11 protein-coding genes and 2 tRNA genes are annotated in these 13,277 nt (G+C 65.6%); 7 read left to right on the top strand and 6 right to left on the bottom strand.

Annotated features, from left to right (window positions below):
• Positions 1 to 84: 84 nt before the first annotated feature.
• Together tig and NNX38_RS07620 are read right to left on the bottom strand one after the other, a co-directional pair.
• Positions 85 to 1,434 (bottom strand): trigger factor, encoded by a 1,350-nt coding sequence (gene tig / locus NNX38_RS07625; RefSeq protein WP_255797450.1) that lies wholly within the window; start codon positions 1,432 to 1,434, stop codon positions 85 to 87.
• Between the two features lie 54 nt (positions 1,435 to 1,488).
• A tRNA-Pro gene (locus NNX38_RS07620) sits at positions 1,489 to 1,562 on the bottom strand.
• 151 nt (positions 1,563 to 1,713) lie between these two features.
• Here NNX38_RS07620 and NNX38_RS07615 point away from each other — a divergent pair.
• Positions 1,714 to 1,787 (top strand) — tRNA-Gly (locus NNX38_RS07615).
• A gap of 87 nt (positions 1,788 to 1,874) precedes the next feature.
• Here the strand turns inward: NNX38_RS07615 and NNX38_RS07610 are convergent.
• On the bottom strand, positions 1,875 to 2,771 hold the full coding sequence (locus tag NNX38_RS07610; protein ID WP_255797449.1) for an Fpg/Nei family DNA glycosylase: 897 nt from the start codon (positions 2,769 to 2,771) through the stop codon (positions 1,875 to 1,877).
• Positions 2,771 to 3,241: a ribose-5-phosphate isomerase gene (locus NNX38_RS07605; protein WP_255797448.1), complete on the bottom strand. Its 471-nt coding sequence runs from the start codon at positions 3,239 to 3,241 to the stop codon at positions 2,771 to 2,773. The genes NNX38_RS07610 and NNX38_RS07605 overlap by 1 nt, the downstream gene beginning before the upstream one ends.
• Positions 3,242 to 3,487: 246 nt before the next feature.
• Here NNX38_RS07605 and NNX38_RS07600 point away from each other — a divergent pair, with 246 nt between their 5' ends.
• The 5 genes from NNX38_RS07600 (at position 3,488) to NNX38_RS07580 (ending at position 11,018) form a co-directional block, all read left to right on the top strand.
• A complete protein-coding gene (locus NNX38_RS07600; RefSeq protein WP_255797447.1) occupies positions 3,488 to 6,574 on the top strand; it encodes an FG-GAP-like repeat-containing protein in 3,087 nt (1,028 codons plus the stop codon).
• A 119-nt stretch (positions 6,575 to 6,693) separates the two neighbouring features.
• A complete protein-coding gene (gene pepN, locus NNX38_RS07595) occupies positions 6,694 to 9,246 on the top strand; it encodes an aminopeptidase N (RefSeq protein ID WP_255797446.1) in 2,553 nt (850 codons plus the stop codon).
• Between the two features lie 57 nt (positions 9,247 to 9,303).
• A complete protein-coding gene (locus NNX38_RS07590; RefSeq protein WP_255797445.1) occupies positions 9,304 to 9,822 on the top strand; it encodes an OsmC family protein in 519 nt (172 codons plus the stop codon).
• Between the two features lie 49 nt (positions 9,823 to 9,871).
• Positions 9,872 to 10,540, top strand: coding sequence for a mechanosensitive ion channel domain-containing protein (locus tag NNX38_RS07585; protein WP_255797444.1), 669 nt, complete (start codon positions 9,872 to 9,874; stop codon positions 10,538 to 10,540).
• Complete coding sequence (locus tag NNX38_RS07580; protein WP_255797443.1) at positions 10,533 to 11,018, top strand: globin; 486 nt, start codon at positions 10,533 to 10,535, stop codon at positions 11,016 to 11,018. The genes NNX38_RS07585 and NNX38_RS07580 overlap by 8 nt, the downstream gene beginning before the upstream one ends.
• Positions 11,019 to 11,037: 19 nt before the next feature.
• Here NNX38_RS07580 and NNX38_RS07575 read toward each other — a convergent pair whose 3' ends face one another.
• Both NNX38_RS07575 and NNX38_RS07570 read right to left on the bottom strand, forming a co-directional pair.
• The gene (locus tag NNX38_RS07575; protein WP_255797442.1) at positions 11,038 to 11,700 is read right to left on the bottom strand and encodes a hypothetical protein; all 663 of its coding nucleotides are present in this window, start codon (positions 11,698 to 11,700) and stop codon (positions 11,038 to 11,040) included.
• The gene (locus NNX38_RS07570) at positions 11,701 to 12,180 is read right to left on the bottom strand and encodes a thioesterase family protein (RefSeq protein ID WP_255797441.1); all 480 of its coding nucleotides are present in this window, start codon (positions 12,178 to 12,180) and stop codon (positions 11,701 to 11,703) included.
• Between the two features lie 147 nt (positions 12,181 to 12,327).
• Between NNX38_RS07570 and NNX38_RS07565 the strand changes: the two genes are divergently transcribed.
• Positions 12,328 to 13,212, top strand: coding sequence for an acyl-CoA thioesterase II (locus tag NNX38_RS07565; RefSeq protein WP_255797440.1), 885 nt, complete (start codon positions 12,328 to 12,330; stop codon positions 13,210 to 13,212).
• Positions 13,213 to 13,277: the final 65 nt, after the last annotated feature.

Below are 13,277 nucleotides of genomic sequence, written 5' to 3'. Positions count from 1 at the left end.
GCCCGCCACCGCACCGCTAAACCCACTGGCCCGCCGGCCATGTGGCCGCGGCGGCACAACTGGCGGTTTAGGAAACCGGACAGGCTAGGCCTTGTCTTCGTTCTGCTGCTCTTCTGCTTCTGCTGCTTCGGCCTCTTCGCCGGCGGGCCGGACGAATTCGGTGAGGTCGATCTCGGCACCGGTGGTGTCGGTGACCTTGGCCAGTTCGAGGACCTTGGCCAGTGCCTTGCGGCGGCGGACTTCGCCGACCATCATCGGAACCTGGCCGCTCTGGTCGATCAGCTGGGCGAACTGGTTCGGATCCATGCCGTACTGCGAGGCGGAGGAAACGATGTAGTCGATCAGTTCGTTCTGGTTGACCCCTACTTCTTCCTTCTCGGCTACGGCGTCAAGGATGATCTCGTTCTTGAACGCCTGCTCGGTGTTGGAACGAACCTCGGCGCGGTGCTCTTCGGTGTCGTGGTCCGGACCGGAGGTCTGGGCGCTCTCGGAGTTGAAGTGCTGTTCGATCTGCTCTTCGATGACGGATTCCGGTACCGGAACCTCAACGAGGGCGAGCAGCTTCTCCAGGACCTTGTCGCGGGCCTCGACGCCCTGCTCCATCAGCTTGGACTCGGCGGCACGCTTGGTGAGGTCTTCGCGGAGCTCGGCGATGGTGTCGAATTCGCTTGCCAGCTGGGCAAAGTCGTCGTTGGCCTCGGGGAGCTCGCGCTCCTTGACTGCCTTGACGGTCACGGTGACCACGGCGTCGGAACCGGCGTGCTCGCCGCCGGCCAGCTTGGTGTTGAAGGTAGCGGATTCGCCGCTGCTCAGACCGGTGACGGCCTCGTCCATGCCTTCGAGCATGGTGCCGGCGCCTACCTGGTAGGACAGGTCAGCAGCGGAATCCACCTCTTCACCGTCTACCTTGGCGACCAGGTCCATGGTCAGGAAGTCATCGGCTGCGGCGGGGCGGTCCACGGACTTCAGCGTGCCGAAGCGGCTGCGCAGCTCGTCCAGGGCCTTGTCGACGTCGGCGTCGGAAGCCTCGGCGGGCTCGACGGTGACCTCGAGGCCGGCGTAGTCCGGCAGCTCGATTTCGGGGCGGATGTCCAGCTCAACGGTGAAGACCAGCTGGCCTTCGCCGGAAGTCGGGTCCGGCACTTCGGTGATTTCAACTTCGGGCCGGCTCAGGGGGCTGATTCCGGTTTCCTGGACGGCTTCGGCGTAGAAGCCGTTGAGTCCGTCGTTGATCGCCGTCTCGAGGACGTAGCCGCGGCCAACGCGCTGATCGATGAGGCGGTTGGGAACCTTGCCCTTGCGGAAGCCCGGGACCTGCACCTGAGTGGCGATGGTCTTGTAGGCCTCTTCGATGCTCGGCTTCAGTTCCTCGAACGGAACTTCAACGTTGAGCTTTACCCGCGTGGGTGTGAGGTTTTCTACGGCGCTCTTCACAGCGTAAGTTCTCCTGAGGGTTCTGGGATTGGTCTGCACCATGGTTATACAGAGTCGGGGTGACAGGATTTGAACCTGCGACTTCCTGCTCCCAAAGCAGGCGCTCTTCCAAGCTGAGCTACACCCCGTCAGTGCACCTGACAGCCTACCTGCCCTGAAGCTGGTATGACGAATTTTCCCTGCGCCGGGATCAATTCCACACCCGGTTGGGAACCGGATACAGGCCGATTACTCTCGGCCGGTAATCGCGTGCTAAGGTAAAACCTGCCTTACGGCGCCGGGGATGTAGCTCAATGGTAGAGCCTCAGTCTTCCAAACTGATTACGCGGGTTCGATTCCCGTCATCCCCTCCACCTTAGAAGGGCCTTCCGCCGCGCGGAAGGCCCTTCTTGCTTTAAGTCCCATGCAGGTCAGGCACCTGCACCTGTCTGCGCCCGTGCTCAGTCGGCTTGGCAGGACGGGCACCAGTACAGCTTGCGGGCGCCCATCTCCGTTCCCGCCACCGGCGTTCCGCAGCGCCGGCACGGCAGTCCGGTCCGCTTATAGACATAGTGGGCCTCGGACACGGGGACCGGCTCGCCGGTGTCATCCCGGTCCTGCGGCTCCGTGGTGATGATCCTTCCCTGCCGCACTCCGTCGTTCATCAGGCGTACGACGTCGTCCCACAGCTCCCCTGCCTCGGCCTCGCCGACGCTTCGGCCCAGCCGCCAGGGAGACATCCGGCGGCGGAACAGCACTTCGGCGCGGTACACGTTGCCCACCCCGGCCAGTACTTCCTGGTTCATCAGGAGCAGGCCAACGGGCGAGCCCTTGCTGCGCAGCCGGCGCGTGAATTCCGCTGCCCGCCCGGCGCCGCCAGCTCCGTCCGCCAGCGGGTCGGGTCCCAGCCTGGCCAGTACCTTTTGGCGCTCGGCTTCGGTCACCACCTCACAGGCAGTGGGACCCCGGAGGTCCGCCCACCCATGCTTGGAAACCAGCCGGACCCGCACCGCCCCCTTGGGCTCGGGCGGTCCTGAGTAGCCCGCGCCGTCGTCGCCGGCTACTTCCTGCTCCCCCAGCCGCCGGGGCGCGCCGATGCTGGAGGATCCGATGAACGTTTCATCCCCGCCGAAATCGAAGGCGCCGTAGAGCCCAAGGTGGATGCGCAGGTAGAGATCGTGGTCAAAGTGCAGGAACAGCTGCTTGCCGTGGGCTTCCGCCGCCTCGAGCACATGCCCGTCCAGCCGAGCGGCACCGGCGGCAAACCGGCCCTGCGGGCTGCTTACGGTGAGCCGTTCGCCGCCGAACACCGAGGAGAACTGCCGGGCCAGGCGGTGGATCGAATGCCCTTCGGGCATTAGAGCGTTGAGCCGGTGGTTTCGTACCGCGCAATCTGTCCGATCCGGCGGACATGGCGTTCGGCGTCGCTGAACGGCTCGGCGAGGAAGGCTTCGATGATGCCCGTGGCCTCCTCGACGCTGTGCTGGCGGCCACCCACGGCGACGATATTGGCGTCATTGTGCTGGCGTGCGAGCTTTGCGGTCTCCAGGTTCCAAGCCAGTGCGGCCCGGACCCCGCGAACCTTGTTGGCGGCAATCTGTTCACCGTTGCCTGAACCGCCCAGCACGATTCCGAGGGCGTCCGTGCCCGCTTCCTGATCCCGGACAACGGCCTCGGCAGCATTGATGCAGAACGCGGGGTAATCGTCCTCGGCATCGTATTCGCGGGGGCCGTGGTCGACGACGTCGTACCCCTTGCCCGTCAGATGTTCGATGAGGTGGGAGCTCAGTTCCATGCCTGCGTGGTCGGTTGCAATGTGGACGCGCATTTGGGGTAAGTCCGTTTCTTCGGGAAGGGAAAGTGCATGTCCAGCCTAACTTCCGCCGCAGCCGCGCTTCCAAATTCCGCCGCCTCCACGGGCAACCGCACTTACATCGCGTTCCCGCGTGCCGATAGAGCAGATAGGACCGTACTCCGATCCCCTCGGATTTGAGCGGTTTCACCGCGTTCGACGCTGGCGTCGCGGATAGTGCACCGTTGCGCCCACCAGGAATCGCCCTACAAGGATTATCTATTGAAAAGTGTAAAACTCGCCGTTCTGGCCCTCCTCGCTGCCTCTTTGACGGCCGGGGGGCTTCCTGCGCAGGAGTTCGAGGAACTCCCGCAGCCGGCTGTCGCTGACGCCACCGGACCAGGTGCCCGCTCGACCCTGCCGTCTCCGGCGCCTGCCGGGGAATCAGAGGTCGATCCGGCCGCCCCCGCGCCGGCCGCCCAGGAGCCGGACCATAGCGAGCCGAACGCTACTGAGTCGGCCCCGGCTACGCCTGCCGTCTCTGACCCGGCCACGGCGGAGCCGTCCGCAACGGCGCCGGGCCTCGGAACGGAAGGTGAAGAGCAGCCGCAGGACGGAGAGGACTACGATCCCGTTGTCGGCGGCGGGTTCCCGGTTCCGGGTCCCGATACGCCTCTGGTAACCGACCCCGATGGAACCGTACGGTCCGCAGTCGAAACCGATATTTCGGCTATGCACGACCACGGAGCTGCATCGTTGAGCACCCGCAGCGGAGGTGCTTCCACCACCGCCGCCGCAGCGCGCAGCGGCACCATCCAGGTGACCCTGGTCTTCGCAACACTGACGGACAACCGCGGCGGAGTGGACCAGCAGGCCGCGAAAAACTCCATTACGGAGGCCAACAAGTACTGGCGGGCCGCGTCCAACCAGCGCCTGGGTATGTCGATTGCCGAAACCAAGACACTGAACAGCACTGCGAACTCCCAGCAGGACTACGCGGCCATGATGAACACCATCAGGAAGGACCTCCGGTGGTATGACACCCCCAACGAGGCCCTTGTGGTGTTCGTTCCGGCAGGGGACCTGCGCAGCGGCGGCTACGGGGGAATCCTGGGCGGGGGATGGACCTCAGGACCCACCAGCGGCTCGGTGCTGATGCCCCGGCCTTCAGGTTTCACAAATAACGTGGTCACTCATGAACTCGGCCACGTGCTCGGCCTGCTGCACGCCAACAGCCTCAAGTGCAACAACGGCCGGTCCGATATCGGGATCAATTCCGCGGGTAACTGGGCGGACGGCGCATGCACGTCGCGGGAGTACGGAGACACCTCGGATCTGATGGGCTACGCGCAGTACAACATGCCCATGATCAGTTCCTATTTCTGGGACTCCGGCGCCTTCGGCCGCGGCGACGAAATCCTCAACGCCGGCACACCCGAACGGGCCAAGACCTACACGCTCCGGCCGTGGGCAGGTTCGGCGTCCAATCGCGCGGTGAAGTTCCGGGACACGTCCGGGGAAACCTACTATCTCGAGCTGCGGCAGCCGGTGGGCTATGACTCCGGGACAGCAGTGGGAGGAAACCGCGGCATCAAAATCGTCAAGCAGGATCTCGCGAACGACTGGGCCGTCAACTCGGTGGTTATCGCCCCGAATACCCGCGATTTTGCCGGCTACACCAACGCAAACAGCACGTGGCAGGCCGGACAGACCTTCACTACCCACTCCGGGACCACTGTCAAGATCAATTCGATCAATGCAGACTCCGCGTCGGTCACCGTCACCGGTGTCATACGGGAGGACTTCACGCAGCGGGTCTTCTCCCCCGGAGACTTCGACGGTGACGGAACCGCCGACCTCCTTACCCGCCGCAGCAACGGACAACTCTGGATGTCCCCGGGCCGGGGGAACGGCACCTTCAATCCTGCCATCTGGATCGGCACGGGGTTCCAGATCTTCGACCGGTTCATCGCCACCGGAGACTATGACGGTGACGGAAACAACGATTTCCTCGCCCGGCATCTGGACGGCAGCCTCTGGCGGTACTCCGGGACCGGAGCAGTCCGCGCCGGGAACGAGGGCTACCGGTCCGGAGTCAAGATCGGCCAGGACGGCTGGGACGGTTTCGATTCCATCCTCGGTGTCGGCGATGCCAACAGCGACGGACGAAATGACATCGTCACACGCGCCCCCAACGGAACCCTGTATTTGTACGCGGGCACGGGAACCGGCCAGCACGGGTCCTCACGTTCCATCGGTACCGGCTGGAACCAGTACAACGGACTCGTCGGCGTCCGCGATTTCAACGGCGACGGCCGCGTAGACATGCTGGTACGGAGTAACGACGGATCGATATCCATCCGGCAAGGCGACGGGAGCGGAACCTTTACCCAGGGACCGGTCATCGGCACCGGATGGAACGGCTACTGGGATATTCTCGCATCGGATTTCAACGGTGACGGCAAGACCGACCTGTTGGGCTACCGGAGCGACAATGCCGGGCTCACGTTCTACCCGGGCACCGGCAGCGTGTCCGAAGGCTACGCCTCTCCTGTCTCCACGCAGGGACTAAACCTCAGCCAGTCGGCCAAGGTCATCGACGCGGGAGACTTCAACGGCGACAAGGTCGCGGACCTGCTCTCGATCGACCGGGACGGCAGGCTGTGGCACCACCCGGGATCGGCAACCGGGACCGGAAAGTACTCGGCTGCGGCGTGGATCGGAACCGGCTGGGGAATCTACGCGGACGTCATTGCCTCCGATTACAACCGCGACGGGCGCAGCGACCTCATTGCACGCAGGAATGACGGAACGTTGTGGTTCTATGCCGGCTCCGGGAAGGTGGATGCCCGCAATGAGGGGTACCTGTCCCCGGAACGAATTGGAACCGGATGGGGCGTCTTCACTGAACTCCTGGCCCCGGGAGACGTGAACTCCGACGGGCGGCCGGACATCCTCGCCCGCGACAGCAACGGCTCCCTGTGGTTCTATGCCGGGACCGGAGACACCGGCAACGGCCGCGAGGGCTACCGTGCGGGAACGATTGTCGGGAAGGGCGGCTGGGACGCTTTTGTTTCGCTTACCGCTGGCGGCGACTACGACCGGAAAGGCACCAACGACATCCTTGCACGCTACCCCGACGGCAGGCTCATGCTCTACAGAGGCCTCGGCAACGGAGGCTTCGCACCCGCAGAACAGGTCGGCAGCGGCTGGAACGGATTCCGTACGGTGGTGGGCCCGGGCGATACTTCGGCCGCCGCACGCTACGGCTACCTGAGCGTTTACCCGGGCGAGAGCTCATTGTTCTACCGCAGTGACGGGATGGACTCCGAAGGATATGGATCGGCCGTGCAGGCGGGCCGCATTTAACGTCCGGTGCTTTGGGAGGGTGCTTAGCAATGAGAGACTGTTGCACAAGATCACTAATGTGAGGCGGACCAGCGTCTGCCGCACTCTTTGTCCTTGAGAAAGGCCCTCCCTTGCCAGGTATGAATCTCACGCGCTCCGAAGCCCGTGAACGTGCAGAACTCCTTGACGTCGAGTCCTACGACGTCAACCTCGACCTGACCCGGGGAGAGACGGTGTTCGGCAGCACGACCGTCGTCCGGTTCTCCGCCCGCCCCGGGACGTCGACCTTCATTGACGCGGTCACCGACACGGTTCACCGGATCACGCTGAACGGCGTGGCCCTGGACCCGGCGGAGGTGTCCGACGGCGTGCGGATCCAGCTCCCGAACCTCGCCGAGTCCAATGAACTCGTGGTGGACGCGGATGCCCGCTACATGAACACCGGCGAGGGCCTGCACCGCTTCGTGGACCCCGTGGACAACGAGGTCTACCTCTATTCGCAGTTCGAGGTTCCGGACTCCCGCCGTATGTTCGCGGTCTTCGAACAGCCGGATTTGAAGGCCACGTTCCGCTTCACGGTCACGGCGCCGTCGCACTGGGATGTCATTTCCAACTCCCCCACCCCGGAGCCCCTGGCCGCCGGCGACCTGACCGACGCAAGTCCGCGCTCCACCTGGTCTTTCGAGCCCACGCCGCGGATCTCCTCCTACATCACCGCGCTGATCGCCGGTCCGTACCAGTCCGTCCGCAGCGAACTGACAAGTTCCGACGGCCGCACCATCCCCCTGGGTGTCTTTGCCCGCCGCTCCCTGATGCAGTTCATGGACGCCGAGAACATCTTCGAACTCACCCGCCAGGGCTTCGCCTTCTACGAGGAGCAGTTCGGCACCCCGTATCCGTTCGAGAAGTATGACCAGCTCTTTGTGCCCGAGTTCAACGCCGGGGCCATGGAAAACGCCGGTGCGGTGACCTTCCTCGAGAGCTACGTCTTCCGTTCCCGCGTCACCGAAGCCACGGTGGAACGCCGCGCCGTGACGATCCTGCACGAATTGGCGCACATGTGGTTCGGCGACCTGGTCACCATGCGCTGGTGGAACGACCTGTGGCTGAATGAATCCTTCGCCGAGTTCATGTCCACCCTCGCCGCCGCGGAGGCCACCGAATTCCGGCAGGCCTGGACCACCTTCGCCTCGCTGGAAAAGGCCTGGGCCTACCGCCAGGACCAGCTGCCCACCACCCACCCCATCGTCGCCGAAATCCGGGACCTGGAAGACGTCCAGGTCAACTTCGACGGCATCACCTATGCCAAGGGCGCTTCCGTGCTCAAGCAGCTGGTGGCCTGGGTCGGACAGGACAAGTTCATGGCCGGCGTGCGCGAGTACTTCGGCAAGCACGCCTGGCAGAACACGGAGCTGTCGGATCTGCTGTCCGAGCTGGAAACAGCCAGCGGCCGGGATCTGTCCGACTGGTCCGCCAAGTGGCTCGAGACCGCCGGCGTAAACACCCTGCGCCCGGAGTTCGAGACCGATGAGGACGGCACCATCACGTCCTTCGCCGTGCTGCAGAGCGCTATTGAGGAATACCCCACCCTTCGCCCGCACCGCCTGGCGATTGGCTTCTACAATCCGGACGAGGACGGCAGGCTGCAGCGCACGCACCGCGTGGAGCTCGACGTCGACGGCGAACGCACCGAGGTGCCCGAACTCGCCGGCCAGCCGCGCCCGGCCCTGCTGCTGCTCAACGACGACGACCTGGCCTATGCAAAGATCCGCCTGGACGCCGCCTCGCAGCACACCGCCACCCGCAGCCTGCGCAACATTGCGGATTCCCTGCCCCGGACGCTCGTGTGGGCATCCGCCTGGGACGCGGCACGGGACGCGGAGATCCCGGCCCGCAACTATGTGGAACTGGTCCTGCAGAACATCGCGTCCGAGTCCGACTCGACCGTTGTCCAGGTGCTGCTGCGCCAGCTGGCCACCACCCTGGCCTTCTATGTCAGTCCCCAGGACCGCGAACCCATGACCGTTGCCGCCGCCGAGAGTCTCTGGGAGCTGGCTTCCGCAGCGGAGCCGGGCTCGGATTCACAGCTGCAGTTCGTCAAGGCCTTCGCCGCCCACGCCTCATCCGACGAGCAGCTGGACTCGCTGGCAGGCCTGTTCACCGGCGACCGGTCCCTCGAAGGGCTGGCCGTCGACGCGGACCTGCGCTGGGAGCTGCTCACCGGCCTGGTGGCCGGCGGCCGGCTGGGCGCAGCAGACATCGACGCCGAACTCGAGCGCGATGCCACGGCCACGGGTGCCCTTGCTGCTGCCATGGCCCGCGCGGCCATCCCCACCCCCGAAGCCAAGGCAGCCGCCTGGGAATCGATCGTGGAGCGCTCCGACATGCCCAACGCCGCGCAGCGTTCAGCCATCGCCGGATTCATGCGTGTGCACGACACCGGCCTGCTGGAACCGTACGCACAGAAGTACTTTGCGTCGATCCGCGACGTGTGGGCCAGCCGGACCCATGAGATCGCCCAGCAGATCGCCGTCGGCCTCTATCCGTCCCGGCTGACGCGCCAGGACACGGTGGACGCCACCGATGCCTTCCTCTCCGAACTGGGCGGGGACTCCCCCTCGCTGCGACGGCTGATCCTGGAAAGCCGCGACGGCGTGGTCCGCGCCCTGAAGGCGCAGGAAGCCGACCGGTAACGCCTTGCCGCCGCGGTTCCCCTTCCATCCACGGGCTCAGACGGTAGCTTGGAGAGCGTGAATCTCTCCGAACACCGTTACACGCTCGATCTGGAATGGACGGGAAACCGCGGCGACGGGACCGCTTCCTACCGCGGCTACGGCCGCGACCACGTCATCCGCGCCCCCGGGCTGCCCGACCTGCCCGGAACCGCGGACCCCACCTTCCACGGCGACCGGGACCGTTGGAACCCCGAGCAGCTTCTGCTCGCCGCACTGGCCCAGTGCCACATGCTTTCCTACCTGCACGTGGCGGTCCGAAACGGCATCAGGGTGCTCGCCTACGAGGACTCCCCCGAGGGGCTGCTGCGGCTCAACCGGGACGGCAGCGGCGAATTCACCTCCGCTGCACTGCGTCCCAGAGTGACCATCGACGACGGCGCGGGGCCTGCCGCCGTCGAACTCGCATCCGGACCGATGCACGCCGAGGCGAACCGGCTCTGCTTCATCGCCCGGAGCGTGAATTTCCCGGTGGAGCACCGGCCCCAGACGCTGACCGGGGCCGGGATGCCCTTCGGGCACGGCCGGCACGGGTAGCCTTAACCGCAGACCACTGACCGGCTATACAAAGGATGAACCGCTACCCGTGCTTTCCGCTTCCGAAATTGACCTCTCTTCAGTGACCGTCAATGATTTTGACCTTTCCGGCCTGATCGAAGCCGCCCTTATTGTCCTGGCCGCCACCGGCGTCTGGTTTGTCGCGCGTTTCCTGATCAACAGGCTGGTGGCGCGCGCCCAGAAGGGCTATTCGCTGCTGCACTCCTCCAAGATCAAATGGGCGCAGCCGGTGATGCGCAACCTGGACAAGAAGCGCCGTGCACAGCGCGCGGACACCATCGGCGCCCTGCTGCGCAGCGCCGTCAACGTTTCCATCTGGACCGTCGCGATCATCATGGTGCTGGACGCCGTGGGCATCAACATTGCCCCGCTGCTGGCCAGCGTCGGCATTGTCGGCATCGCCCTCGGCTTCGGCGCGCGGGAACTCATCCGCGACGCCCTGGCCGGGTTCTTCATCACCATTGAGGACCAGTACGGAATCGGCGACGTCATCGAAGTCGGCGACACCGCCGGAACGGTGCAGTCCGTGGGTATCCGGATCACCCGGATCATCGATGACCGCGGCGTTATCTGGTACATCCGCAACGGGGAGATCGCCAAGATCGGCAACCGGTCCCAGGGCACCTACGTGGGCGAAACTCCGGTGGAACCGGCGAAGGCCGAAGCGCTCAAAGACGGCATGGCTGCCAATGACTGAACCGACGCCTGACCCGGCAGAGGCGCCGCCGAGCGCGGCGTCCCTGCCGCTGCACCCGGCGCAGCAGCCCACGCAGCAGCCCCAGGCCTTCCAGCAGCCGCAGTACACGGACAACTTCTACGACGCCGTGGGCGGGCATCCCACGTTCGTGAAGCTCGTGGACGTGTTCTACGAAGGTGTTGCGGACGATCCGCTGATGCGGCCGATGTATCCAGAAGAGGACCTCGGGCCGGCGAAGGAACGCCTGCTGCTGTTCCTTGAGCAGTACTGGGGCGGCCCGAAGACCTACGGCGAGCAGCGCGGGCACCCCCGCCTGCGGATGCGTCACATGCCCTTCATCGTCACGCCCGCCGCGCGCGACGCCTGGCTGCGGCACATGCGTGCCGCCGTGGACTCCCTCGATCTCTCCCCCCTGCACGAGGGGACCCTCTGGGACTACTTGGAGCGCGCCGCCCACTCCATGGTCAACTCAGCCTGATCCGCCGCCCCGGCAGGGCCTACAGGACCGCCGGCAGCCGGGTCAGCACGTGCCCGAGCGGAGTGCTCAGCCGCAGCCAGCGCCCGTTGCTGAACAGGGCGACGTCGGCCCCGGTTCCGCCGGCGGGCAGGAAACCGAGGGAAAGCGCCGCAAAAGCAGCCCCGGCCGGCACCGGGATTTCGGTTCCGCCCATGGGCTGCGCCCAAACCCTTGTCCGGGCGCTGTGCACGACGGCGGCTCCCGGGCTCTGGGGCAGCATCGCGGCAACCTCGCGGATTCCCCGGTGTGCCGTCTGTTCGAGCAGCTGTACCGGAACCCCGCCGGCCGGCTGCCAGCCCGAACGCGGCGCCAGGATGCCCGCCCAGGTTTCACGCACAGTCATGGGCGGCACTGGAAGCACAGTATCCGCAGTTCCCATCCGGGCGAGCCGGTCCCCGACGGCCGACAGCTGGACCGTGGCGTCCACCTCCGCCGGAGCAGCCAGCGGCATGGTCCGCAGGCCCAGCACGGTCGGTGTGTCTTCCCCGAGGATCCGGGGGCGCAGGACGCAGACGTAGGCGGCTAGGACACTGCCCACTGCCTGCAGGCGGACCGCGCCGTCGTCGGCCGTCCGTGCCCGGGTCACAAAGTTACGCAGATCGGCGGTGACCTGCGGATCGGCCAGCCGGAGTTCGCTGTCCATCTAGCTGGCCTGCCCGGCAGGGACGGCAGCACGGAACGGCACCGGCTCGCCCATCCACGACTGAAGCACTTCCCGCTGCTCGTCCGTGAGCGGTGTGGGCCTGCCGCTGGCAGCCTCTACCTGCACCATCGCCGCCTCGGCGTAGGCGTACACCGTCTCCGGGTCTTCATCCGCCACGCGGAAACCGTAGGCAAGACTGCTGGAGCCGATCCGGGTTACCCAGACGTCCACCCAGACGGGTTCCTTCCGGTGAAGCAACGGCGCCCGGTACTCGATTTCCTGCCGCGCCACGTACGTTGCCGTGCGGTCCCCGGCCAGGTCGCGGAAACTACCCGGTCCGCCCGCGCCGTCCGGTAGCGGCAACAGGCCCAGCTGGACCCGCGCTTCCTCCAGGAACTGGACGAACCTAACGTTGTTGATGTGGCCGTTGGGATCTTGGTCGCCGAACCGAAGCTGGACGGGGAAACGATGCACAGACATGCCCCCATCTTCCCAGAGAGTGAGGTTTGCCCTAAAACGCAGGGCTCCGGCAGCCGCACTAGTTACTGACCGGTACGTTTAAGCTAGAAGTGTTCCACGGTTCCTGCCTGAGGCAGCACCGCCTTTCCTGCTAGGAGATAGTCCCTGATGTCCATTGATGAATCCTTCGATCCGACAGCGTCCCTGCTCGAGCTCCTGAACCTTAGCTGGGCCGACGGCGCGAAGACCGACGAGGACATTTTTGTCGGGGGTTCCCAGCCAGAGCCGCGCAAGCGGGTATTCGGCGGACAGGTGCTGGGCCAGTCCCTCGTTGCTGCTGCCCGCACCGTTCCCGAAGACCGGATCATGCACTCCATGCACGGGTACTTCCTCCGCCCCGGTGACACCGAGGTGCCCATTACGTTCGGTGTGGAACGGCTGCGGGACGGCCGTTCCTTCTCCGCCAGGCGCAGCCACGCCTACCAGAACGGCAAGCCGATCCTGTCCATGATTGCTTCCTTCCAGGTACCCGATTCGGGAGTGGACCACCAGGAGGAGATGCCTGCCGGCATCCCCGAACCGGAGGACCTGCCCACCACGGCCGAGCTGCTGAAGGACTTCGACCACCCGGTGGCCGAGGCCTGGTCCCACCGGCGCCCCATGGACATCCGCCACGTGATGGATCCGGTCTATGTCCGCGCCGGACGGGAAAAGACCCCGCACAACGCCGTCTGGATGAAGACCTTCAAGCCCATGCCCGACGGCGAGAACCTGCACCGCGCCGCCCTCGCCTATGCCAGTGACTACACTCTGCTGGAACCGGTCCTGCGTGGGCACGGGCTCGCCTGGACCACTCCGGGCATGAGCATCGCGAGCCTGGACCACGCCATGTGGTGGCACCGGCCGGTACGGGTGGACGACTGGCTGCTCTACGTCCAGGAATCCCCCAGCGCCTCCGCCGCGCGGGGGCTGTCCACCGGACGGATCTTCAACCGAAGCGGCGAGCTGGTGGCCACCGTTGCCCAGGAGGGCATGGTCCGCGTTCCGCAGTAATCACCGCTGACTCTGAACGAGTACGAAAAGAGCTCCGCTTCCCCGAAGGGAAGCGGAGCTCTTTT

Origin of the sequence: Arthrobacter sp. zg-Y238, from assembly GCF_024385525.1 — a bacterium.
Taxonomy (GTDB): domain Bacteria; phylum Actinomycetota; class Actinomycetes; order Actinomycetales; family Micrococcaceae; genus Arthrobacter_B; species Arthrobacter_B jinronghuae.
Note: the sequence above shows the minus strand (reverse complement) of the source record. Positions and strands in the feature narration are given on the sequence as shown.

Coding starts and splice junctions, on each gene's coding strand:
- NNX38_RS07610 (WP_255797449.1), bottom strand. CDS start 2,771: ATGCCCGAAGGGCATTCGATCCACCGCCTGGCCCGGCAGTTCTCCTCG.
- NNX38_RS07605 (WP_255797448.1), bottom strand. CDS start 3,241: ATGCGCGTCCACATTGCAACCGACCACGCAGGCATGGAACTGAGCTCC.
- pepN (WP_255797446.1), top strand. CDS start 6,694: ATGAATCTCACGCGCTCCGAAGCCCGTGAACGTGCAGAACTCCTTGAC.
- NNX38_RS07580 (WP_255797443.1), top strand. CDS start 10,533: ATGACTGAACCGACGCCTGACCCGGCAGAGGCGCCGCCGAGCGCGGCG.
- NNX38_RS07575 (WP_255797442.1), bottom strand. CDS start 11,700: ATGGACAGCGAACTCCGGCTGGCCGATCCGCAGGTCACCGCCGATCTG.
- NNX38_RS07570 (WP_255797441.1), bottom strand. CDS start 12,180: ATGTCTGTGCATCGTTTCCCCGTCCAGCTTCGGTTCGGCGACCAAGAT.
- NNX38_RS07565 (WP_255797440.1), top strand. CDS start 12,328: ATGTCCATTGATGAATCCTTCGATCCGACAGCGTCCCTGCTCGAGCTC.